The sequence below is a fragment of the Tepidimonas ignava genome (genome assembly GCF_004342625.1).
GTDB classification, from domain to species: domain Bacteria; phylum Pseudomonadota; class Gammaproteobacteria; order Burkholderiales; family Burkholderiaceae_C; genus Tepidimonas; species Tepidimonas ignava.
On sequence record NZ_SMAH01000008.1, the window covers coordinates 70,425 to 92,814 of the forward strand.

Annotated in this window: 19 protein-coding genes; 10 read left to right on the forward strand and 9 right to left on the reverse strand. The window is 68.4% G+C overall.

The window, feature by feature from the left end; all coding sequences use genetic code 11:
* Positions 1–125: 125 nt before the first annotated feature.
* Positions 126–995: a GNAT family N-acetyltransferase gene (locus EDC36_RS07545; protein ID WP_132962710.1), complete on the reverse strand. Its 870-nt coding sequence runs from the start codon at positions 993–995 to the stop codon at positions 126–128.
* A gap of 255 nt (positions 996–1,250) precedes the next feature.
* Here EDC36_RS07545 and EDC36_RS07550 point away from each other — a divergent pair, with 255 nt between their 5' ends.
* Positions 1,251–2,132 (forward strand): lysophospholipid acyltransferase family protein, encoded by an 882-nt coding sequence (locus EDC36_RS07550; protein ID WP_132962652.1) that lies wholly within the window; start codon positions 1,251–1,253, stop codon positions 2,130–2,132.
* Here the strand turns inward: EDC36_RS07550 and EDC36_RS07555 are convergent.
* The 3 genes from EDC36_RS07555 to EDC36_RS07565 are packed head-to-tail and all read right to left on the reverse strand — an operon-like array spanning position 2,083 to position 5,861.
* Positions 2,083–3,450, reverse strand: a complete 1,368-nt coding sequence (locus EDC36_RS07555) for a sigma-54-dependent transcriptional regulator (RefSeq protein WP_132962653.1) — start codon at positions 3,448–3,450, stop codon at positions 2,083–2,085. The two genes, EDC36_RS07550 and EDC36_RS07555, sit on opposite strands and share 50 nt — an antisense overlap.
* On the reverse strand, positions 3,444–4,973 hold the full coding sequence (locus EDC36_RS07560) for a sensor histidine kinase (protein WP_132962654.1): 1,530 nt from the start codon (positions 4,971–4,973) through the stop codon (positions 3,444–3,446). The genes EDC36_RS07555 and EDC36_RS07560 overlap by 7 nt, the downstream gene beginning before the upstream one ends.
* Before the next feature lie 3 nt (positions 4,974–4,976).
* Complete coding sequence (locus tag EDC36_RS07565; RefSeq protein WP_165902833.1) at positions 4,977–5,861, reverse strand: substrate-binding domain-containing protein; 885 nt, start codon at positions 5,859–5,861, stop codon at positions 4,977–4,979.
* A gap of 235 nt (positions 5,862–6,096) precedes the next feature.
* Here EDC36_RS07565 and EDC36_RS07570 point away from each other — a divergent pair, with 235 nt between their 5' ends.
* The 7 genes from EDC36_RS07570 (at position 6,097) to EDC36_RS07600 (ending at position 13,904) form a co-directional block, all read left to right on the forward strand.
* A complete protein-coding gene (locus EDC36_RS07570; protein ID WP_132962656.1) occupies positions 6,097–7,311 on the forward strand; it encodes a 4Fe-4S dicluster domain-containing protein in 1,215 nt (404 codons plus the stop codon).
* A 33-nt stretch (positions 7,312–7,344) separates the two neighbouring features.
* Positions 7,345–9,831: a molybdopterin-dependent oxidoreductase gene (locus EDC36_RS07575; protein ID WP_207895062.1), complete on the forward strand. Its 2,487-nt coding sequence runs from the start codon at positions 7,345–7,347 to the stop codon at positions 9,829–9,831.
* A 30-nt stretch (positions 9,832–9,861) separates the two neighbouring features.
* Entirely contained in the window at positions 9,862–10,620 is a 759-nt protein-coding gene (locus tag EDC36_RS07580) for a 4Fe-4S dicluster domain-containing protein (protein ID WP_207895063.1), read from the forward strand.
* 21 nt (positions 10,621–10,641) lie between these two features.
* The gene (nrfD, locus tag EDC36_RS07585; RefSeq protein ID WP_132962657.1) at positions 10,642–11,799 is read left to right on the forward strand and encodes an NrfD/PsrC family molybdoenzyme membrane anchor subunit; all 1,158 of its coding nucleotides are present in this window, start codon (positions 10,642–10,644) and stop codon (positions 11,797–11,799) included.
* Positions 11,796–12,464: a TorD/DmsD family molecular chaperone gene (locus tag EDC36_RS07590; protein ID WP_132962658.1), complete on the forward strand. Its 669-nt coding sequence runs from the start codon at positions 11,796–11,798 to the stop codon at positions 12,462–12,464. The genes nrfD and EDC36_RS07590 overlap by 4 nt, the downstream gene beginning before the upstream one ends.
* Positions 12,465–12,473: 9 nt before the next feature.
* Entirely contained in the window at positions 12,474–12,989 is a 516-nt protein-coding gene (locus tag EDC36_RS07595; RefSeq protein ID WP_132962659.1) for a hypothetical protein, read from the forward strand.
* 138 nt (positions 12,990–13,127) lie between these two features.
* Positions 13,128–13,904, forward strand: a complete 777-nt coding sequence (locus tag EDC36_RS07600; RefSeq protein ID WP_243646520.1) for a gamma-glutamyl-gamma-aminobutyrate hydrolase family protein — start codon at positions 13,128–13,130, stop codon at positions 13,902–13,904.
* Between the two features lie 22 nt (positions 13,905–13,926).
* Here EDC36_RS07600 and glmM read toward each other — a convergent pair whose 3' ends face one another.
* The 4 genes from glmM to EDC36_RS07620 all read right to left on the reverse strand — a co-directional run bounded on the left by glmM (position 13,927) and on the right by EDC36_RS07620 (position 18,976).
* Positions 13,927–15,270, reverse strand: coding sequence for a phosphoglucosamine mutase (glmM, locus tag EDC36_RS07605; RefSeq protein ID WP_132962661.1), 1,344 nt, complete (start codon positions 15,268–15,270; stop codon positions 13,927–13,929).
* Positions 15,267–16,133 (reverse strand): dihydropteroate synthase, encoded by an 867-nt coding sequence (gene folP, locus EDC36_RS07610; protein WP_132962662.1) that lies wholly within the window; start codon positions 16,131–16,133, stop codon positions 15,267–15,269. Before folP ends, glmM begins: the two co-directional genes overlap by 4 nt.
* Positions 16,134–16,202: 69 nt before the next feature.
* Positions 16,203–18,092 carry an ATP-dependent zinc metalloprotease FtsH gene (gene ftsH, locus EDC36_RS07615; protein ID WP_185971185.1) on the reverse strand — a complete coding sequence of 630 codons (1,890 nt, stop codon included), beginning with the start codon at positions 18,090–18,092 and terminating at the stop codon, positions 16,203–16,205.
* Between the two features lie 197 nt (positions 18,093–18,289).
* Complete coding sequence (locus tag EDC36_RS07620) at positions 18,290–18,976, reverse strand: RlmE family RNA methyltransferase (protein WP_132962664.1); 687 nt, start codon at positions 18,974–18,976, stop codon at positions 18,290–18,292.
* 49 nt (positions 18,977–19,025) lie between these two features.
* On the opposite strand from EDC36_RS07620, the gene EDC36_RS07625 reads away from it, so the two are divergent.
* Together EDC36_RS07625 and EDC36_RS07630 are read left to right on the forward strand one after the other, a co-directional pair.
* Positions 19,026–19,505 carry a YhbY family RNA-binding protein gene (locus EDC36_RS07625; RefSeq protein WP_132962665.1) on the forward strand — a complete coding sequence of 160 codons (480 nt, stop codon included), beginning with the start codon at positions 19,026–19,028 and terminating at the stop codon, positions 19,503–19,505.
* 48 nt (positions 19,506–19,553) lie between these two features.
* Complete coding sequence (locus tag EDC36_RS07630) at positions 19,554–21,617, forward strand: M3 family metallopeptidase (protein ID WP_132962666.1); 2,064 nt, start codon at positions 19,554–19,556, stop codon at positions 21,615–21,617.
* A 34-nt stretch (positions 21,618–21,651) separates the two neighbouring features.
* On the opposite strand, the gene rpiA is transcribed toward EDC36_RS07630, so the two are convergent.
* On the reverse strand, positions 21,652–22,356 hold the full coding sequence (rpiA, locus tag EDC36_RS07635; RefSeq protein ID WP_243646521.1) for a ribose-5-phosphate isomerase RpiA: 705 nt from the start codon (positions 22,354–22,356) through the stop codon (positions 21,652–21,654).
* Positions 22,357–22,390: the final 34 nt, after the last annotated feature.

A 22,390-nucleotide genomic window follows, 5' to 3' on the forward strand; every position in this document is an offset into this window, starting at 1 on the left:
AGGACACCCTGCTGGTATAGATGACGTGATGCGTCAGGTATTGTGACAGCCATCTGCAAGCCCCACCAGGGCGCATCCACCGCGGTGGGGCCGCCAGGGCTCGCCCCCCCGACGCTCACGCCGCATCACACCCCCACCAGATGACGCCGGTAGCGCACGGGCATGTCCGTCAGGCGCATCATCAGCGGCAGATCGGCGGTGTTGAAGTCGGGGTCCCACGCCGGCGGCCCCAGCACTTTAGCGCCCAGCCGCAGGTAGCCCTTGAGCAACGCCGGGGGTTCGACAGGCAGCGTGTCGTCCAGCGCCTGCAGCGGCAGCGGCACGCGCGGCTGCACGCGCCATTCGATCGGGGCCAGATGGAGCTGGCGCACCTGCCGCCAGATGCTGGCCGCGGCGTGCCCCCCTGCGGCTACGCCATGCGCTCCATCGTACTGCATCGGGATACTGGCGCACCCGATCATCATATCCAGGCCGTTGCGCACCATAAAATCGGCCAGCGCCTTCCACAGCGCCATGATCACGCCGCCATGGCGGTGTTGTGGGTGGACACACGAGCGGCCCAGCTCCACCATGCGCTCGCGCCAAGCATGCAGGCGCGTCAGGTCGAATTCCGTGTCGCTGTAATAGCACCCGACCCGTTTGGCTTGCGCCGGGGTCAGGACTCGGTACGTACCCACCACGTCGCCGTGCATCGGCTCGCGCACCAGCAAATGCTCGCAGTAGTCGTCAAACAGGTCGCAGTCGTGGCCGGGCAGCGGCGTTTGCAAGCGCGCGCCCATCTCCAGCGCAAACACCTGGTAGCGCAGCCGTTGCGCCGCACGCACTTCGTCGAGGTGCCGCGCCCACACCACGTGCCAGCCCATCGGGTTCGACGGCGCCTTGGCACCAACCGCCTCGGCCCGAGCGCCAAGGGCCACTCGCCCCACCGTCGTGGCGTCGGCCAACGAACCTGACCTCGGGTGAGCGGGCAGCACGGGGGTTGGCAATACATCCATCATGGTTGATCTCCGCGGGGTTGTACGGGGCGTCGTGAGCCCCGCACCGCCGCATTGTTCGCGGGCTGTGTGACACGGCGTTGGCGCTTGCGTGTCAATGGCATGACCACCACCCGAAGGCGGCCGGGCGCGTGCCGTGCGTGCTGCTGTCACAACGTCGTCACACGGGCGCGGCAGCATCGGCAACGCACGCCAGCCAGCGCCCACGTGCCAGCCTGATGCGGGCGCCGGCCCCCCTTGCGTTGACCGATCACGATGACGACGCTGTTCCCACCCACCCCCTCCCGCCACAGCCCTTCCGTCGGCGCGTTGCCCAACCACGCCCGCAGCGACGATGCGCCCCGACGTCCCCCGTGGCGCGTGGGCGCGGCCAGCTGGATGCGGACATGGCGCCTGGGGGCTCATCTGTTGCGCGGTGTGTCGGCGACACAGTGGGGCTGGGCGCGGCTGCCAGACCCGCAGCGTCACCAACGCATCCAGGCCTGGGCCCACAATGTGCTCAACACGGTGGGTCTCCGGGTTGCGGTGCGCGGCACGCCGCCAGCTCACGGCACGGGGGCGTGCATCGTGGCCAACCACATCTCGTGGCTGGACATCCCCGCGTTGCTGAGCGTGCTGCCCTGCCACTTCGTGGCCAAAGACGAGGTGGCGCGCTGGCCGCTGGTGGGTGGTTTGGCCCAGCGTGCAGGCACGCTGTTCGTGCCACGTGGCCAAGCGCTGGCGCTGCGCCAACTGCACACCGCGTTGTGCGACCGCTTGCGTTCAGGCGCATCGGTGGCCATCTTCCCCGAGGGCACCACCACCGACGGCCGCCATGTGCGCCCCTTCTTTCCCGCCCTGCTGCAACCGGCGATCGACACCGCCACCCTCGTGTGGCCGGTGGCGTTGCGCTACCGGCGCGGCGACGGGCTGCCCGGCCCCAACGTGTGGGCCTACTGCGGCGAGATGACGTTGTGGCAGTCGATCCGACGTGTGTGCCGGCAGCCGTCCGGCGTGGTGGAAGTGCACTGGTTACCACCGATCAACCCGGCCCATCTGTCACGCCAGACGCTGGCTCGTCGGGCGCATGCGGCCATCGTCAGCGCCCTCACTGAATCCCCAGCCGCTTCATGCGCTCCCACAGGTTTTTGCGGCTGATGCCCAAGGCCTCGGCGGTCACACCGATCTGCCAACCGTGATGCGCGAGGGCGCGCTCGATGTAGGCGCGCTCCTGCTGACGCAGGTAGTCCTCCAAGCGCACCATGCCGTCGCCGTGGCCCGCCGGGCACCACCCGTCGCTGCCCTGGTCCGACGCAGCGGGCGGTGGCGCCACCGATTCGGGCACCGACTCGCTCAGCAGCAGCGGGTCGAGCTCCTCGTCCACCGCCAACAGGCAGGCACGCTCGATGGCGTTGCGCAACTGGCGAACGTTGCCGGGCCAGCGCTGCGCCCCCAGCCAAGCCTCGGCGGCCGCGCCAAGCCGGCGTGCCCTGCCGGGATGGGCCTCGTTCCACTGGGCCACGAAGCGCTGCGCCAACCAGACGATGTCCTCGGGGCGTTCGCGCAGCGGCGGCACGTGCAGGTGCACGACGTTGATGCGGTAGTACAAGTCCTCCCGAAACTGGCCGGCGCGCACCGCCTCGTGCAACGGCCGATGGGTGGCGAAAATCAGCCGCACGTCGAGCTGCTGCGGTTTTTCCCCGCCCAGTCGGGTCACCTGGCGGTCTTGCAGCACGCGCAGCAGGCGCGCCTGCAGCGTCAGTGGCATGTCGCCGATTTCGTCCAGAAACAACGTGCCGCCGCTGGCCTGCTCGAACAGCCCACGGTGCGCGCGTGCCGCCCCGGTGAACGCGCCGCGCTCGTAGCCAAACAATTCGGCCTCGATGAGGCTTTCGGGCAGCGAAGCCGTGTTGACGGCGATGAACGGGCGCTGCGGCCCAAGCGTGTCGCGGTGCAAACAGCGCGCCAACTCCTCCTTGCCGGCCCCCGACTCACCGGTGATCAACACGGTTTGCCAGTGAGGTCCCAGCCGCTGCACGAGCGTGTACAGCCGCCGCATTTCGCCCGAAACGCCCAGCGGGCACGAGCACGTGCCGCCCAACCCCGACGGGGTGCGCCCGGGTTGCGCCAAGTGCCGCAGATGGCGCAACAGCCGATCCATGTCCAACGGCTTGGTCAAAAAATCGAGCGCACCGCGGGCCAACAGCGTCTCGCGCAGCGCGTGCGACCCGTAGCCGGTGATGAAAATCCAGGGCACGCTTCGCCAGCTCGCCGGCAGCGTTTGGGGCAACTGCGTGCCATCACCGTCGCCCAGGCGCACGTCGCTGATGACGACATCGGGTGCCGGGTCGCGCTGCGCCGCCTCGGTCACGTCGCGGGCGCTGCGCCACCAGCGGCAGTGCATCCCTTCAAGGTGCAACCGCTCGGTCAACGCTTCGCCCATGAAAGGGTCGTCTTCGATGAGGTCGATCACCATGGTGTGCTTCCTGTTGGCTCGGGGCCTTGGGTCGGCAGCGCATCCGCCACGCCCGCCGGGTCGGGCGCGGGCACGAACAGCGCTTCCAACACGGTGGCCCACGGTGGCTCGGACACCAGGACCAGCCGGCCACCGTGGTCGGCCATCAGCCGCGCGCTGACCCACAAGCCCAGCCCGACCCGCCCTTGCCCCTGCCAACCTTGGCCACGAACCAAAGCGTCGAAGCTTGCTTGCGTCAACGCCGCGCCCGTGTTGGCCACACGCAACCGCCACCCCTGCGCGGTGGCCCGGCCATGCACCAACACCTGCCCACCACGGCCGGCCGCGGTCAACGCATTCAGGCACAGGTTCAGCACCACCTGCCGCACCGTCAACGCGGGCAGCGCCAGCGTGGGCGAGTTCAATTGCCACCGCAGCGCGACGCCGGCACGCTCGGCCATCGGCAGCAACAACGTGTGCATGTCGTCCAAATCCTGCGGTTGCAGCGCGTGCTGCTCGCCGCGCGCTTCGTTGAGCAGGGCCTGCACCGTGGCGTGGATGTGACGCAAGCCACGCTCCAACACATCCAGCGTGCGCGCCGTCGCATCGTCCAGGCCCCCGCGCAGCCGGCGGTTGTCCAACGCGGCCAGCATGCCCCCGATGGGGTTGTTGACCTCGTGGGCAATGCTGGCGCTCAGCTGCCCGACCCGGGCCAGGCGTTCGGCTTCCAGCACGTGCCGCTGCAGGTGCCGCTGCGCATCCAACTGCCGCAACATGGCGGCGTAGGCGCGCGCCAGATCGCCAACGTCGTCGCGGCGTTGCAACAGCGGCTGCAGCGCTTGGTCCAACCATGGCTGGGCCCACTCGTCGCTGTGCCCCACTTTGCGCATCGAGTCGCGCAACGCCACTATCGGGCGCGCCAGACGCCAACCCAACCACGCCCCCACCACCGCGGCCACGGCCAGCGATACCGCGCCAACCCCGGCCATGCGTTGCAGCAAGGGCTCACGCTGGCGCGTCGTCAACCCCGATGGGTGCACCGCCAGCACGGTGCCCAACTGCAGCCCCTCCTCACCAACGATCGGCTCGGCCATCACCAGCACCGGTTGGCGCTCGCCGGCGACCCACGGCAGCAGCATGACGTCGCGTTCCGTCTGCTGCGACAGCCGCGCCGCCTGCGCCAAATGCGCGGGCAGACCAGACACGTGCAAACCCAGCGGGTAGCGCAGCGGCAGCGACGCGGCCAACACCCGCTCGTCGTCGCCCAGCACGACGACCTCACTGGGCTCATCGGGAAACGACGCCCCGGCCGCGCGAACGATCTGGTACGTCTGCCAGACATCCCCGCGCACCACCGGCTCGACCAGGGCCTGCGCCAGCGTGCGCGCGAGGCGGCGGGTTTCCTCCTGGGCCGTCAGGCGCACCGAGCGGTCCACCACCACCAGCGCCGCCAACCCCACCAACACCCCTCCCAGCAAGGCCATGCCCACCGTGGTCAGTGGGACCAACCAGCGCAACGGCAGCCGTGCACGCGCAGCGCTCACGGGTCACCCCCAACGGCGCGCCATGCGCGCAATCGGTTCGTACCAACGGGACTGGCCCACGACAAAACCGTCCAGTTGCAACTCCCTGAGCACGTGCGCGCCCTCGGGGTTGTCGGCCATGCCCAGCAGGGCACGCGTCAGCACGTGCTTGCGTCCGGCGCTCAAGGCCGGCCCCGCCACCACGGGCGGAAACGCGTAGGGCTGGGACTGCCACAGCACACGCGTGCCCCGCACCCGGCTCGGCTCGCGCGCGCGCAACCACTCCCACACATAACCATCCACGGCCCCCGCATGCGCCAGCCCTTCGCGCACGGCCTCGACCACGTGCCGGTGGGCATGGGTGAAAAAGGTTCGGGCAAAGAACGTCTCGGGCGTTTGACCTTGTTCCAACAAATGCGCACGCACCACCAGGTGCCCGGAATTGGACAACGGGTCGGAAAACGCAAACACGCTGCCTCGCAGGTCGTCCCAGCGCGTCGAGGGTTGCTCCTCGCGCACGATGACGTACGCCCGGTAGCTTGGTTGCCCCTGCCACAGCGGCACCGCCAGCAGCGCCAGTGTGTCGCGGTGCAGCACGTACGGGTAGCCGCACAACCAGGCCGCGTCGAGCGAACCTTGCCGCAAGGCTTCGACCACCCGGTTGTAGCCCGCCAGGGAGCGCAGCTGCACCGGCACGCCGCACGCGTGCGATAGGTACGCCGCCCAGCGCCGCCACAACCGCAGACGGTCTTCCAGCACCACGGGCGTCACCCCTATCACGATGGGACGCTCCTGGGCCTGCACCAGGCACCATCCGCCCGTCCAGGCCACCGCGCTGCCCAGCCGCAGCAGGGCACGCCGCCTGACGTCGGCGGTCGACGCTGTGCGGGCCACGTGTCGCGCAACCATGGTTACCCGATGGTAACCACACAACCACCCATGGCCCATCCGGTGTTACCCGAAGGTAACCGTTGGCCACCGCCCCCACACCGTTGCGCGGCCCGCGCACACCGTCAAAGCCCTTCGTGCCCCAGGGTTGTCCGCGACCGTGCGTGGGTTGAACGCTGGTTGGCACAGCGCTTGCTTAATCCAGCAAGCCATCGATCACAACCACCACCAGGAGACAACCATCGAACGCCAAGCCTTGCGGGCTGACCGCCCCCTGCTGCACGCCGAAGCCTCGTGCCTGCCGCTGCGCAGTCGGCACGGCCAGTGCCGCGCCTGCGCCAACGCATGCCCCCGCGGGGCGTTGATTGTGGACGTGCAAGGTGTGACGTTGTCGGACGATTGCACGGGCTGCGGTGTGTGCGTGGCGGCCTGCCCCACCGAGGCGCTGATGCTGCCCGAGCTGCTGGACGAGCCAATGGCCACCCCGTCCGCAAGCGCCGCCACGGGCCAACGTCGCAGCGTGGAGTGCCGGATGGTACCCGAGGCGCGCCGTGAAGCCGGCGCCACGGTGCTGCCCTGTCTGGGCGCGCTGCGCGTGGGGCAGTTGCTCCAATGGGTCCAGCAAGGCCAAACGGTGACCATCGTCGACCGCGGGTGGTGCCGCGACTGCCCAACGCGCGGGGCCGCCACACCGGCGGCGCAGTCCGCCGACGGCCCAAGCGGCGCCGCGCCCCTGCCCGCCGCGGCGTGCATGCCCGCGGCCGACGCCGTGGAAACCGCCAACCTGTGGCTCGAAGCCCTGGGGGCCAGCGAGCGCGTGACGGTGGTGTCAGCACCGTTGCCGGTGTCGCTGCGCCCGGCGGCGCTGCCCCCGGCCGACGACGCCGGGCCGACGCTCGATCGACGTGCCTTTTTCCACCACGCGGTTCAGCGCCCGGCCGGGCGCCACCGGCAAGTCCAGCCGATGGGGGGCAACGGGCGCGCCGCGTACCCGGCGTCGCAACGCAAGCCGTCGCCGGAGCGCACCCGGCAACACCAGGCGTTGCAGGCGCTGGCGCAGCGCCAAGGGACGGCGGTGCCCGCGGAGTTTTACCCCCAATTGCACGCCAGTGACGCCTGTTGCGACGACCGCATGTGCGTCGCGCTGTGCCCCACGACCGCACTGACGGCGGCCGACGACGGGGCCACGGCACGGCTGCTGTTCGACCCGGCGCACTGCATCGCCTGCCGCGCCTGCGAACGCGCCTGTCCCCACGGGGCGCTGACCCTGCAAGCGTACGGCGGCGCGGCCACCGTGCAAACGCTGGCCACCCACGCCCGCTTGGTGTGCCGCGGTTGCGGCGACACCTACGCCGCCACCGGCTCCCCCAGCGTGGACAACGGCCTGTGCCCGTTGTGCCGCAAAACCCAGTCTTTCATCGATGACGCCCGACGCCAACTGTTTGGCGCGGGACCGCTGCCGCTGGTGTAGTTCACTTTGCCACCCACGAGAGGAGAAACGACGATGGGCTTGATGGAAAAAATCGTACCGCCTGCGCTGTCGCGGCGACGCTTTTTGCAGGCCACGGCCGCCAGTGGTGCCGCGGCGTCCCTGGTCGGCGGCCAGACGCTGCAACCCACCCAGGCGCAACCCGCCGCGGCCGCCCAGGGCAGCCAGACGACGATCACCAAGAACATCTGCCACCAGTGCCCGGCGCGCTGCGGCATCGACGTCTACACCACCGATGGCCGCGTGCATGCCATTTACGGCAACACCGACCACCCCATCGCCAACGGCAAGCTGTGCCCCAAAGGCCCCTTGGGCACCTACATCCTGTACGACCCAGACCGCTTCAAGGGCCCCATGAAGCGCACCAACCCCAAAAAAGGGCGCAACGAAGACCCGAAATTCGTGCCCATCAGTTGGGATGAAGCGCTGCAAACGGTGGCCGACCGCCTCAACGCCTTGCGCGACAAGGGCGAAAGCCACCGCTTCGCCCTGGTGTATGGCCGCGGTTGGGGCGCCAGCTGCGCCGGCCTGCAAGGCACGTTCGGCAAGCTGTACGGCAGCCCCAACGTCGGTATTGGCCACAGCTCGATGTGCTCCGACGGCAGCATCAAAAGCAAACAGGCCACCGACGGCAACGGCAGCTACAACGCGCACGACTACCGCAACTGCAACTACCTGTTGCTGTTCGGCTGCGGCTTCCTGGAGGCGTTCCGGCCGTACAACAACGTGATGCAAATGTGGGGCTACATGCGCACCAAGAGCCCCAAGACGCGCGTGACCGCCGTGGACGTGCACATGAACACCACGCTGGCGGCCAGCGACCGGGCGCTGCTGATCAAGCCCGGCACCGACGGCGCGCTGGCGCTGGCCATCGCCCACTACATCCTGGTCAACGGGCTGTGGGATAAAAAATTCGTCGGCGACTTCAAAGACGGCGTCAACCGGTTCAAGCCCGGCCAAACCGTCCAAGCCGACACCTTTGACGAGAAATGGGTCAAAGGGCTGGTCGATTGGTGGAATATCGAACTCAAAGACCGCACGCCGAAGTGGGCCGCAGAGGTCACCACCATCTTGGAGCGCGACATCGTCGCCACCGCACACGAATTCGGCACGACCCGCCCCGCGATGGCGATTTTCGAGCGCGGCGCGCACGCCCACAGCAACGGCATCCTCAACGGCATGGCCATCCACTCGCTCAACGCGTTGGTGGGCTCGCTGTTCGCCAAGGGCGGCATGATGTACCAAATGGGTGTGCCCTACGGTCCGCTGCCGGTCAACGAAGAGGACTACATGGACGATTACGCCAAAAACGGTCCATGGAAAAAGTACCCCCGCATCGACCTCAAGGGCCACGAGGACGGCTACCTGCTCGCCAACAACATGCTGCAGGAGGTCGGCCCCAACTCGCTCAAGGGCAAGCCGTACAAGCTCGACACCATCATGTTCTACCAGAACAACGCGGTGTGGACGGCGCCCAACGGCCAGCAGTGGGAGGAAGCCCTCAAGGAGCTGTTCGTCATCGACACCAGCCCGTTCCCCGGCGAAACCGCGATGATGGCGGACCTGATTTTGCCGGACCACACCTACCTGGAGCGGTTGCAGGACGCGCCGACCTACCCGTTCGAGGGCTGGCCGATGACGCAGCTGCGCGTGCCGGCGATCAAGCCGCTGTACGACACCAAGTACTACGGCGACGTGCTGATCGAAATCGGCAAACGCATCAAAGGCCCCATGGGCGAGTACTACAAAGCCCTCAAAGACACGGAAAACGTGTTGCGCCACCTGGCCAAGGGCTTCGAAGCCAACCCCGGCGACAACGGCGTCAAGGACTTCGAGAGCTGGAAAGAAAAAGGCGTCTGGTACAAAAAGCCCTACCTGTGGCAACAACGCGATGGTGAGTTCTACGAGTGGGACGGCAAGGATTACACCAAGAAAATGACCCCAGAAGAGGTCAAGGCCAAGCTGCTCAAAACCCCATCCGGCAAATTCGAATTCCGCTCCGGCTGGCTCGAAACCAACGCCGACTGGATCGCCGCCAAGACGGGCCGTGACAAAGCCAAGCTGATGTTCCCGCATTGGGAAGAGCCCAAGCACCCTGGTGGCGGCGACCTGTACATGGTCACGCCCAAGGTGGCGCTGCACGCCGAAGGCCGCGGCGGCAACATCCCGGTGGCGATTTCGCTGCTGCAACCGGTCATGGGCGGGCGCGATCAGGTGTACATCGAAATCCACCCTGAAACGGCGCGCAAGCGCGGCATTCGCGACGGCGACCTGTGCCGCATCAAGTCGGAAGTGGGTTCCATCACCGGCCGGGTGCGTTACTTCGAGGGTGTGCGCCCCGACACCTTGGTGTTCCCGATGGAGCACGGCCACTGGGCGATGGGACGTTGGGCCAAGGGGCGCGCCCCCGGTCACTCCGGCGAGGTGACGGTCAACCAGAGCGACCGGATCTCAGGCCAGTGCAATTACTACTCGACCAAGGTCACGATCGAAAAGGTCTGATGACCACGACAGACGAACAAGGAGACGAACATGGCGAAATGGGGCATGGTCATCGACCTGGACAAGTGCACCGGCTGCCAAGCCTGCACCACCGCCTGCGCGATGGAGAACAACCGGCTGCCCGGCGAAAACTGGCAAGACGTGCTGTTCTACCATGAGGGCACGTACCCGAACGTCAAAATCCAGTGGTTCCCGCGCCCGTGCATGCACTGTGAGAACCCGTCGTGCGTGAGCGTGTGCCCGACCGGGGCCACCTACAAGATGAAGGACGGCGGCTACGTGCTGATCGACTGGAACAAATGCATCGGCTGCAAAGCCTGCATGGTGGCGTGCCCGTACGGGGTGCGCTTCTACACCGACGAAAAGGCCGTCGTGCAGCCCGATGTGCGCAGCGTCTTCCCGGGCAAAAACGGTCGCCAGTGGGATCCCCCCTACAAAGGCCCTTATGACGATCCCACCCACGGTGTCGGCATCCAACCGCATGGCGTGGTGTCCAAGTGCACTTTCTGCTACCACAAAACCAGCACCGCGCCCAAAGGCGTGGCGGATCTCGACGAGGACGATCCCGCCACCAAGGAGCACACCCCCGCGTGCGTGCGGGTGTGCCCGCCCAAGGCGCGTTACTTCGGTGACCTGGATAACCCCAACAGCAAGGTCAACAAACTGATCGCCGACAAGCGTGGTGTGCGGCTGCTGGACCACACGGGCAACAAGCCGCAGGTGTACTACCTGTCGGGTGGCGCAGGCGCGGCCGTGCCCAGCACCCGTGCCGATGAACGCAAGGCCTGATATCGACAAGGAGACGACAACATGACCACCTTGGCCTCATCACGTCCCGCCGCACCCGCTGGCAGCCCGATGGGCATCGTGCTCATCGTCGCGCTGGTCGGTTTGGTGGCCAGCGCTGCTTACGTCATCGGCCAACTGATGGCCCATGGGCACACCGCCTACAACGGCGACAGCCGCGGCATCTTCTGGGGGTTGCCGATCGTCACGTACGACTTCTTCCTGCTGTCGTCCACCGGGCTGGCCATGCTGGCGTCGGTGTGGACGGTGTTCCGGGTCGAAGCCTACCGGCCTATCGCGCGCCGTGCGCTGTGGCTGGCGGTGGCGGCTCTTGTGGGTGGCGTGGCCGCGCTGTTCCTTGAGCTCGGCTACCCGCTGCGCGCCATGTTCATGATCCCCTTCTCCGGCGCCACCAGCGCGCCGCTGTTTTGGAAGGTCTGGGGCGTGATCGTTTACTCGCTGGCGCTGCTGTGGCTCATCGTCGGCTGGCTGCTGCCCGGGCGCGACGAACCGCCGCGCGCCGCGGCCGTGCTGGCGTTGGTGGCGGCGGTGTACATCACGTTCGTGGCCGGCGGCGTGTACGGTTGGATGTCGATGCGTCCGTTCTGGTACGGCGGCGAGATGTCGCTGGCGTTCTTGGTGGAGTCGCTGCTGGGTGCGGTCACGTTCGTCATCATCTTCACCCACCTGGCCCATGGCTTCAACGCCGACCGCCTGGACGAGCCGACGCGCACGCTGTTTGCCGGGCGCCTGGGCGGCTTGTTCGCGATCCTCATGATCGCGCACGCGTTTTTCGTGGTTTCGCGCCTGATCGCTGGGCTGTACGCCAACGCCGATGGCATGCAGGTGTGGCACCACCTCTGGAGCCGCCCGATGTTCCAGGTCGAACTGTGGGTCGGGCTGGGCCTGCCGATCGTGCTGACCGCAGTGCCCTCGCTGCGCCGCAACCTGCAGCTCCAATTGCTGGCCGCCGTCGTGGCCGTGGTGGCGCTGTTCGTCGCGCGCTACGACTTCGTCATCGGCGGGCAGTTGGTGCCCTTGTTCAAAGGCAGTTGGGTGCACGGCCTGCTCGAGTACCACCCCTCGGCGGCGGAGTGGGCGGTGCTGGCGCTGTCCATCTTCCTGTCCAACACCATCAACGCCCTGGGCGAAAAACGCCTGGCTTTGGATGAACGCGCATGAGCGATCCCTTGTCCTGTGCGGCCACCGGTGATGCTCCCCAACCCATCACCGACCGCCTTGCCCGAGCCGACGCGTACTGGCTGCTGGCTCGGGCCTTTTTGCCTCCTCCACGCGGATGGTTGTTGTCCCAGTGGAGCGAGCCGCTGCTGAGCGACTTGGCCGATCTGGCCCCCACCCTGGGCCTGGACCTGACCCGGCTGCACACGGCCGTGGCCACCGTGCAAGCCCAGCGGGCGGCCCTGGAAAGCGCGGGCGGGCCGATGGCCGACTGGTTGGTGGCGTATTCGGCCATCTTCCTAACCCCCCCTGTGGATGCCCCTCTCAACACGGGGCTGCTTTTGGAGGGCTCGCTGGCCGGCACCGTGGCGCAACAGGCGGCCCAGTGCTACCGCGAGGGGGGCTTTGCACCTGCCGAAAACTTCCGGGACCTGCCGGACCACGTGGCCATGCAATTGGAGTTCGTGGCCCATTTGCTCGAACGCGCCGAGCAAGGTGACGAAGCGGCCGAGGCGCTGGCGGAGGATTTTGTGCGCCATTTCGTGGCGGCTTGGGCCCCGTTGCTGGAACAAGCGTGCCAGCGCGCCACGGCGCGGGAACCCGGCGCCCTCGTGTGGGCGGCGCTGGCGCAGGTGATTCAACAGCTGCTGCCCGCGCCCACGGTCTGACCGGCTTCGATGGTGTTGCGGTCGCACTGCGTTGCGCGTTGGGCGATCGGGGGCCTGTTGGTGGCGCTGGCCTGGAGCGGTGCTGTTCATGCCGAGCTTGCGGGCGACGACTACCAAACCCGGGCGGCGCCGCTGACCGACGCCGAGCGTCAGCAGCGCGAACGCCAGTTGCGCGCCGAGCAAGAGCGGCAAGCCGCCGCCGAGCGTGCGGCGGCCGAGCGCCGCCGCAGGCTCCAAGAGGCCCTGGCCGCCTGGAAAGCCGCACGTCCCCCAGGCGCCCAGCTTGTGGAGCAGCGCTGCACCCGCTGCCACACGGCGGACGTGATCCAGCCCGCCAGTCGCGGCACGGTGGGCTGGCTGTGGACGGTGGCTCGCATGCGTTTGCACGGCGCCGACATCGACGTCGCGCAGGCGTTGACCGTGGCTCGCTACCTGGCTGAACGCGGCGCGGCGAACCGGCCCGCCCTCGACGCACCGCCGGACGAAGCCACGCTGCTGTCGATGCGGCGGCCGCCACCCCAGTGACGCCGACGACCGTGTCCGCCCCGTGCGTGCGCACGACGTCGCGGTACCCCCTTGGCGGAGCCGTCGACCCGCAGCATGATGCCCGCAGCCGGTTCCGCTTGAACTATGATGGCGGCACCAGCGTCCACGGAGCACGCGATGTTCGGCCGCCGCCGCCCCGTTCACATCGGGCTGTCCGCCCGGATTTTCCACCCGGAGTCGGGTGGCAGCGGTCTGCGCAGCAAAACGTTGCAGGTGCTGGAGCAATCGGTGGCGCAATGGGCGGCGTCGCGTGACACGCTGGTGCTGATGATCCCTTCGGTGCTGCAAGACGGTGCCTTGCGGCGCAGCAGCATCCGGGTGCGCGACTACGCGCAGTACCTGGACGGTCTGATTTTGCAGGGTGGCGCCGACGTCAGCCCGCGCGCTTACGGTGAGGAGCCCCTCAAGCCCGAGTGGACGGGCGACCCCGTGCGTGACGCCTACGAGCTGGAACTGGTGCACGAATTCCTCGAGGCGGGCAAACCCATTTTGGGCATTTGCCGCGGCATGCAGCTCATCAACGTCGCGTTTGGAGGCAGCCTGTACCAGGACATCGGGACCATGGTCGACGGCGCCATCGAGCACGAGAGCCCGAGCTACGACCGCCATCGGCACGAGGTGGTGCTCAACCCCGACGGCTGGCTGCAACGCTGGAACGGCGCTCTGCCAGGACGGCTGGTGGCCTCGGTGCACCACCAGGCGGTCAAGCGGCTGGGACGCGATCTGGTGGTCGAAGCCACGGCGCCCGACGGCGTCATCGAGGCGATCCGTCTGCAGGGGCGCCCGTGGGTGATGGGGGTTCAGTGGCACCCCGAGTTCCACCCGCTCGACGACCCCGCGATGCTGGACCCGACGCCGATGCTGGAGGCGTTTTTGGAGGCCGCGCGCCGCTGACCTTTCGCGCTGCGCGCCGGCCTCAGGCGGGCACGGTCGGCGCAGCCGCCTGCGCCAGCGCATCGGCCCAGCGCTGCGCCTGCGCGGCGTCGCGTGCCTCGACCATCACGCGCAGCACCGGTTCGGTGCCGCTGGCGCGGATCAACACCCTGCCCTGTCCCTGCAGCGCCGCTTCGGCGTCGGCCTGGACTTGCGCCAACGCGGGCAGCGTGCGCCAATCGCACCCCGGCTGGATGCGCACGTTGCGCAGCACCTGGGGGTACAGCGCCAGGCCCTGCAGCAGATCGGCCAACGGGCGCTGGCGGCGCACGCACGCCTGCAGCACCTGCAGCGCCGCGACGATGCCGTCCCCGGTGGTGTGCTTGTCGAGGATGATCAGATGGCCCGACCCCTCACCCCCCAGACGCCAGCCGCGCCGGTGCAGCTCTTCCAGCACGTAGCGGTCGCCCACCTTGGCGCGCGCCAGCGCCACGCCGCGCCCGGCCAGCGCCTGCTCCACGGCCATGTTGGTCATCAACGTGCCCACGACGCCGGGCACCCCCTCGCCACGCGCCAGGCGGTCTTCGGCCAGCAGGTACAGCAATTCGTCACCGTTGAACAGCCGCCCATGGGCATCGACCATCTGCAACCGGTCGGCGTCCCCGTCCAGCGCCAGCCCCAGGTCGGCCCCGTGGGCGCGCACCGCGTCGACCAGGGTTTGCGGATGCGTGGCGCCCACGCCGTCGTTGATGTTGCGCCCGTTGGGGCTGCAGCCGATCGCCACGACGTCGGCGCCGAGCTCGTGGAACACCGCGGGTGCAATGTGGTAGGCGGCCCCGTGCGCCGCATCGACGACGATTTTGAGCCCGCGCAGCGACAGCTCCGACGCAAAGGTGCTTTTGCAAAACTCGATGTAGCGCCCCGCCGCATCGTCCAGCCGGCGCGCCCGGCCCAACGCGCTGGAATCGGCCCACGCCGGGGGCTGTGCCAGCGCGGCTTCGACCGCCAGCTCCCACTCGTCCGGCAGCTTGGTGCCCTGGGCGCTGAAAAACTTGATGCCGTTGTCGGGGTAGGGGTTATGGCTGGCGCTGATGACCACACCCAGCGTGGCGCGCTGCGCGCGCGTCAGGTACGCCACGGCGGGCGTGGGCACCGGCCCCAGCAGCACCACGTCCACCCCGGCCGAGTTGAAGCCAGACTCCAGCGCCGACTCCAACATGTAGCCCGAGATACGGGTGTCTTTGCCGATCAGCACCGTCGGATGGGGCTCGCTGCGCTTGAGCACCTGCCCCACCGCGTGCGCCAGACGCAACACGAAGTCGGGCGTGATGGGCGGTTGCCCCACCGTGCCGCGAATGCCGTCGGTGCCAAAGTATTGGCGTGTCATGCTGCCTCCCTTGCGTTCAAAGCCTGCCACACCCGCAGCGCCTGCACGGTGGGGGCCACGTCGTGCACCCGCACGATGCGCGCCCCCCGCTGCACCGCCAGCAACGCCGCGGCCACGCTGGCGCCCACACGGCGCGCGGCCACGTCCTCGCCCGTGATGCGCCCCAGCGTGGACTTGCGCGACCAACCCGCCAGCAGCGGATAGCCCAGCGTCAGCAGCTCCGGCTGGCGCGCCAGCAGGTCCAGGTTTTGCTCCACCGTTTTGCCAAACCCAATGCCGTAGTCCAGCACCACGCGCTCGCGGGCCACGCCCCGGTCCCGCACGGCCTGCGCACGCGCGGCCAAAAAGTCACGCACCTGCGACACGGCGTCGCCTTGCATCGGCTGCACCTGCATATCCTGGGGCTGGCGGTGCATGTGCATCAGCACCACGCCGCAGCGGGGGTGCTGGGCCACCACGTCGAGCGCACCGGTGCGCCCGTCCGCGCTGGCGCGCCGCAGGGCCCACACGTCGTTGATGATGTCCGCCCCCAGCTCCAGGCACGCGGCCATGACCTCGGGCTTGTAGGTGTCCACGCTGATGGGCACGCCCCAGCGCACCGCTTCGCGCACCACCGGCACAACGCGCGCCAGCTCCTCCTCCAACGGCACCGGCGGCGCGCCCGGGCGGGTGGATTCCCCGCCGATGTCGAGCATGTCGGCCCCTTCGCGCAGCAGGGTTTCGGCGTGGCGCAACCCGCTGGCGGCATCGGCATGCGCGCCGCCGTCGGAAAACGAGTCGGGCGTGACGTTGACGATGCCCATCACCTGCGGGCGGCTGAGGTCGATGACAAAACGGCTGGTCTGCCAAGGCGCGGCGGTCATGGGCGGTATTGTGAAAGAAAAACCGGGCCTTTCGGGCCCGGTTGGGTTGGTGGCACACCCTCGGCCGCGTCACGCCGCCGTCGGCGCCTGGGGGGTGGGCTCGCCCTTGACCACCGGCGCGGCGCCTCCGCCATCGCCACCGCCCGTGTTGGGGCTGGAGGGCGATGCATCCTTCGGCGGCCGGGGCGGACGCCCGGCCATGATGTCGTCGATCTGGTCGGCGTCGATGGTTTCCCACTCCAGCAGCGCCTTGGCCATGGCGTGCATCTTGTCCTTGTTTTCCTCGATCAGCCGGCGCGCCAGCGCGTACTGCTCGTCGATGATGCGGCGCACCTCGGCGTCCACTTGGCGCATCGTTTCTTCGCTGATGTTGGTGGTTTTGGTGATCGAGCGCCCCAGGAACACCTCGCCTTCGTTTTCGGCGTACACCATCGGGCCGAGTTTTTCCGACATGCCGTAGCGCATCACCATGTCGCGTGCGATCTGCGTGGCACGCTCGAAGTCGTTGCTCGCCCCGGTGGTCATCTGGTTCATGAACACCTCTTCGGCGATGCGCCCACCGAACAGCATCGCGATCTGGTTCAGCATGTACTCCTTGTCATAGGAGTAGCGGTCTTTTTCCGGCAGACTCATCGTCACGCCCAGCGCGCGGCCGCGCGGGATGATGGTGACCTTGTGCACCGGATCGCACTTGGGCAGCAGCTTGCCAATGAGGGCGTGGCCCGCCTCGTGGTAGGCGGTGTTGCGGCGCTCCTCCTCGGGCATGACCATCGACTTGCGCTCGGGGCCCATCAGGATTTTGTCCTTGGCCCTCTCGAAGTCCTGCATCTCGACCACGCGCGCGTTGCGGCGCGCGGCCATCAGCGCGGCTTCGTTGCACAGGTTGGCCAGGTCCGCACCGCTCATGCCCGGCGTGCCACGCGCGATCACCTCAGGGCTGACGTCCGGGCCGATGGGGATCTTGCGCATGTGCACCTTGAGGATCTGCTCGCGGCCGCGAATGTCGGGCAGCGTCACGTACACCTGGCGGTCGAAGCGGCCCGGGCGCAGCAGCGCCGCGTCCAGAATGTCCGGCCGGTTGGTGGCGGCGATGACGATGACCCCGAGGTTGGTCTCAAAGCCGTCCATCTCGACCAGCATCTGGTTGAGCGTTTGCTCGCGCTCGTCGTTGCCACCGCCCAAGCCGGCACCGCGCTGGCGGCCCACGGCGTCGATTTCGTCGATGAAGATGATGCAGGGGGCGTTTTTCTTGGCCTGCTCGAACATGTCACGCACACGCGCCGCCCCGACGCCGACGAACATCTCGACAAAATCCGAACCCGAGATGCTGAAAAACGGCACCTTGGCTTCGCCCGCGATGGCCTTGGCCAGCAGGGTTTTGCCGGTGCCCGGCGGCCCCACCAGCAGCAGCCCGCGCGGGATGCGCCCGCCCAATTTTTGGAATTTTTGCGGGTCCTTGAGGAAGTCGACGAGCTCCTTGACCTCCTCCTTGGCTTCGTCGCAGCCGGCCACGTCGGCAAACGTGACGTTGTTGGCCGACTCGTCCAGCATGCGCGCTTTGCTCTTGCCAAAGCTGAACGCGCCGCCGCGGCCGCCCTGCATCTGGCGCATGAAGTAAATCCACACGCCGATGAGCAACAGCATCGGCCCCCAACTGACCAGCAGCGTCATCAGCAGCGAGCCTTCTTCGCGCGGACGCACGTCGAACTTGACGTCGTTGGCCAGCAGGTCGCCGATCAGCCCGCGGTCCAGGTAGGTGGCGTTGGTGCGGATGCGCCGGTCGTCGGTGGTCACCGCGATGATTTCGGTGCCGTTGGCGCCCTCCTGAATGGTGGCGCTTTTGATGCGTTGTGCCTTGACTTCGCTCAGGAAGTCGGAGTACGCCATGTAGCCGGCGCCCGCGGTGGCACGGCCATCGAACTGCTTGAAGACCGTGAACAGCACCATGGCGATCACCATCCAGATCGCCACCTTCGAAATCCACTGGTTGTTGTTCAACGAAAACTCCTGCCTACCAACCGTTGACGCGACGCCCGCTGCCGCGGGCACCCACCCTTGACGGGCCATGTGCGGCCATTGTAGGCGTTATCAAGCCCGCATGGCGACCGTTGGGCGGCCAACCCTGGCTATCACGCGGATAGCCTCGCCGTTGGCCGTCACCCGATCAGACCGCGCGCCACCAAAAAGGTTTCGGCCGATTGCGGCCGCGACGCCTTGGGCTTGTGCGCCTTGACGGTGCGAAAGTGCTGGCGCAGCCGACGCACCGCGCCGTCGTAGGCGCCACCATGGAACACCTTGACCACCAGCGCGCCCTCGGGCTTGAGGTGCTGCACCGCAAAGTCCACCGCCAGCTCGATCAGGTGCTCGATGCGCGCCGCGTCCACCTCCTCGATGCCGCTGAGGTTGGGCGCCATGTCGGACACCACCAGATCGACCGCGCGTTGCGGGACCTTGCCGCCCAACGCTTGTTGCAGGGTCGCTTGCAGCGCCTGCAGCGTGGCCTCGTCACGAAAATCGCCCTGCAGGATGTGCACGCCGTCGATCGGCTCCACGGGCAGCAGGTCCACCCCCACCACCACGCCGCGCAGCCGCACGTGGCCCGCGGCGTCGGTGACCGTGCCCAGGCGACGCCGCAGGTACTGGCACCACGCACCCGGGGCGCACCCCAAGTCCACGATGCACTGCCCGGGGCGCACCAGGTGGTACGTCTCGTCGAGCTCCTGCAATTTGTAAGCGGCGCGCGCGCGGTAGCCGTCTTGCTGCGCACGGCGCACCCAGGGGTCGGTGACATGCTGGTTGAACCAGGCCTTGTCCACCTTTTTGCTTTGGGTCCGAACTTTCATGGACCGCACTATAGGCCCGTTGCGCCGTGCATGGGGGATAATCCCGCCCATGCCAGCCTTGCACCTGACCCCCGCCGAACGCGCCCAGCACCGGGGCGCGGCCCACCACCTGGAGCCCGTCGTGATGATCGGCGCCGGGGGGCTGACCGAGGCCGTCGTGGCCGAAGTGGACGCGGCGTTGAACGCCCATGGGCTCATCAAGGTGCGCGTGCTGGAAGGCGAACGCGCGCAGCGCGAAGCCTGGCTGGCCGAGCTGGCCGAGCGGCTGAACGCCGCGCCGGTGCAACACATCGGCAAGCTGCTGGTGCTGTGGCGCCCGCTGCCCGCCAAGGAAAAAGCCCCCGCCGGCGAACGCAAGCCCGGCCCGCGCGAGTACAAGGTCGTCAAGCCCGCCAAGCAGCCCGGGCGGCGCCCCGAGATCAAGACCGTGCGTGTGCTGGGCAACCAGCGTCTCACCCCCGGCGGCTTGGTCAAAAAAGCCAAAAAACGCCAAAAGAGCGCCAAAAAGGCCGCGGCGGCGGGGCGTTGATCGCGGGGTGGCCAGCACCGCCACCGATGTCGTGGCATGCTTGCGGGCATGAACACCCGCACCGACACCGCTTTCCTTGACAACCCCCTGCTGGCGCTGGAGCCGCTGCCGCGCTACAACGCGGTTCAACCCGCGCACGTGCAGCCGGCCATCGAGGCCCTGCTGCACGAGGCCGAAGCGGCGCTGCAAGCCGCCACCGCCCCCGAGCACCCGGCCGACTGGCAAGCGCTGGCGCGCACGCTGGACGTCGCCACCGAGCGCCTGGGGCGCGCCTGGGGGGTGGTCAGCCACCTCAACGCCGTGGCCGACACGCCCGAGCTGCGCGCCGCCTACAACGCCCTGCTGCCGCGGGTGACGGAGTTTTGGACGCGTTTGGGCGCTGACGAGGCCTTGTACGCCAAGTACAAGGCCATCGACCCCACGCGGTTGGATGCCGTTCAGCAGCGGGCGCGCGAGCTGGCGCTGCAGGGCTTTGTGCTGGGCGGCGCCGAGCTGCAAGGCGCGGCCAAGGAACGCTTCGCCGCCATCCAGGAACGTCAGGCCGAGCTGGCGCAGCGCTTCAGCGAACACGTGCTGGACGCCACCGACGGCTGGCACTGCGACATCGACCCGGCCCAGGCCGCCGGCCTGCCCGACGACGTGCAAGCCAGCGCCCGCGCGGCCGCCGAGGCGGCCGGCAAAGCTGGCCAATTGCGGCTGGGCTTGAAGCTGCCGGTGTACCTGCCGGTGATGCAGTTCGCGCACGACCGCGAGCTGCGCGCGCGCCTGTACCGCGCCTACGGCACGCGCGCCAGCGACCAGGCTGAAGGCGAGCTGGCCCGGCTGGACAACACCGCCATCGTGCGCGAGCTGCTGGCGCTGCGCCACGAGGAAGCGCAGCTGCTCGGGTACCCGAGCTTTGCCCACCTGTCGCTGGTGCCCAAAATGGCCGAATCGCCCGAGCAGGTGCTGGCTTTTTTGCGCGACTTGGCGCAACGCGCGCGCCCCTGGGCGGAGCGCGACGTGGCCGACATGCGGGCCTTTGCGGCATCGGCGCTGGGGCTGAGCGACCCGCAGCCGTGGGACTGGACCTACATCGCCGAAGCGCTGCGCCAGCAGCGCTACGCCTACAGCGAGCAGGAGGTCAAGCCCTACTTTCCGCTGCCACGGGTGCTGCAAGGTCTGTTCGACATCGTGGGCACGCTGTTCGAAGTGCGCTTCGAGCCGATGGAAGCACCGGTGTGGCACCCGTCGGTGCAAGCGTTTGCGCTCCATCGCGACGCCGAGCTGCTGGGGCACTTTTACCTCGACCCGGTGGCGCGCGCGGGCAAGCGCGGCGGCGCTTGGATGGACGACGCCCGCAGCCGCTGGCGCCGGCCCGACGACGGTCGCCTGCAAACCCCGGTGGCCTACCTGGTGTGCAACTTTGGCGAAGGCGCGGGCGGCCGCCCGCCGCTGCTGACGCACGACGACGTCACGACGCTGCTGCACGAGTTCGGGCACGGCTTGCACCACCTGCTGACGCAGGTCGATGAGCACGACGTCGCGGGCATCAGCGGCGTGGAGTGGGACGCGGTGGAGCTGCCCAGCCAGTTTCTGGAAAACTTTGGCTGGGACTGGGAAGCCTTGCAACGCCTCAGCGGCCACGTCGACACGGGCGAACCGCTGCCGCGCACGCTGTACGACAAGATGCGCGCCGCGCGTCACTTCCAGAGCGCGCTGCAGCTGCTGCGGCAGGTCGAATACGCGCTGTTCGACATGCGGCTGCACCTGGAAGGGGCGCCGGGCGGCGACGTCATGGCGCTGCTGGAGCAGGTGCGCGACGAAGTGGCCGTGCTGCGCCCACCGGCGTGGCACCGCATGCCGCACAGCTTCAGCCACATCTTTGCCGGCGGCTACGCGGCCGGCTACTACAGCTACCTATGGGCCGAAGTGCTCAGTGCCGACGCCTTTGCGGCCTTCGAAGAAGCCGCCGCCGAGCGTGGCAGCGTGCTGGACACCGCCACCGGGCGGCGCTTTCGGCAAACCATCCTGGAAGTCGGCGGCAGCCGCCCGGCGCTGGCGTCGTTTCGCGCCTTTCGCGGGCGCGAGCCGCGCATCGACGCGCTGCTGCGCCAGCTGGGTCTGGCGTGATCGGCAGGGCCGCCGCCGGGCACCGCGGCGGCGGTCAACCCGCGGCGCCGTCAAAGGTGACGGTGCGCACCCCTTCAGGCGTGCCCAGCAGGCACACGTGCGCACGTTGGTGCGCGAACACCCCCACCGTCACCACGCCCGGCCAATCGTTGACCATGCTCTCGAACGCCGGCGGGTCGGTGATTTGCAGCCCGGTCACGTCCAGGATGTGCTGGCCGTTGTCGGTGACCAGCGGCGCACCGTCGCGCAGCCGCAACCGCGCCGTACCCCCCAGCGCCGCGAACTGGCGGATGATGCGCTGCGCCGCCATCGGAATCACCTCCACCGGCAGCGGGAATCGCCCCAACACCGGCACCCACTTGGACTGGTCGGCGATGCACACAAAACGGCGCGCTTGCGCGGCGACGATTTTTTCCCGTGTCAGCGCCGCGCCGCCACCCTTGATCATGTAGCCACGCGGGTCGATCTCGTCGGCCCCGTCGATGTACACGGCCAGCTCCTCGACCTCGTTGGCGTCGAAGACGCGGATGCCGTGCGCGCGCAGCCGCTGGGTGGTCGCTTCCGAGCTCGACACCGCGCCGACGATGCGCTCGCGCTGCTCAGCCAGCGCGTCGATGAAGCAGTTGACCGTGGAGCCCGTGCCGACCCCGATGATGTGCCCATGCCCCACGTAGTCCAGCGCGGCGCGGCCCACCAGGGCCTTGAGTTGGTCTTGGGTCATCGGCTCGGCAGCAGGCATCGTTGGCTCCTCGCGGGCAGGGTTGAGGGGGTAC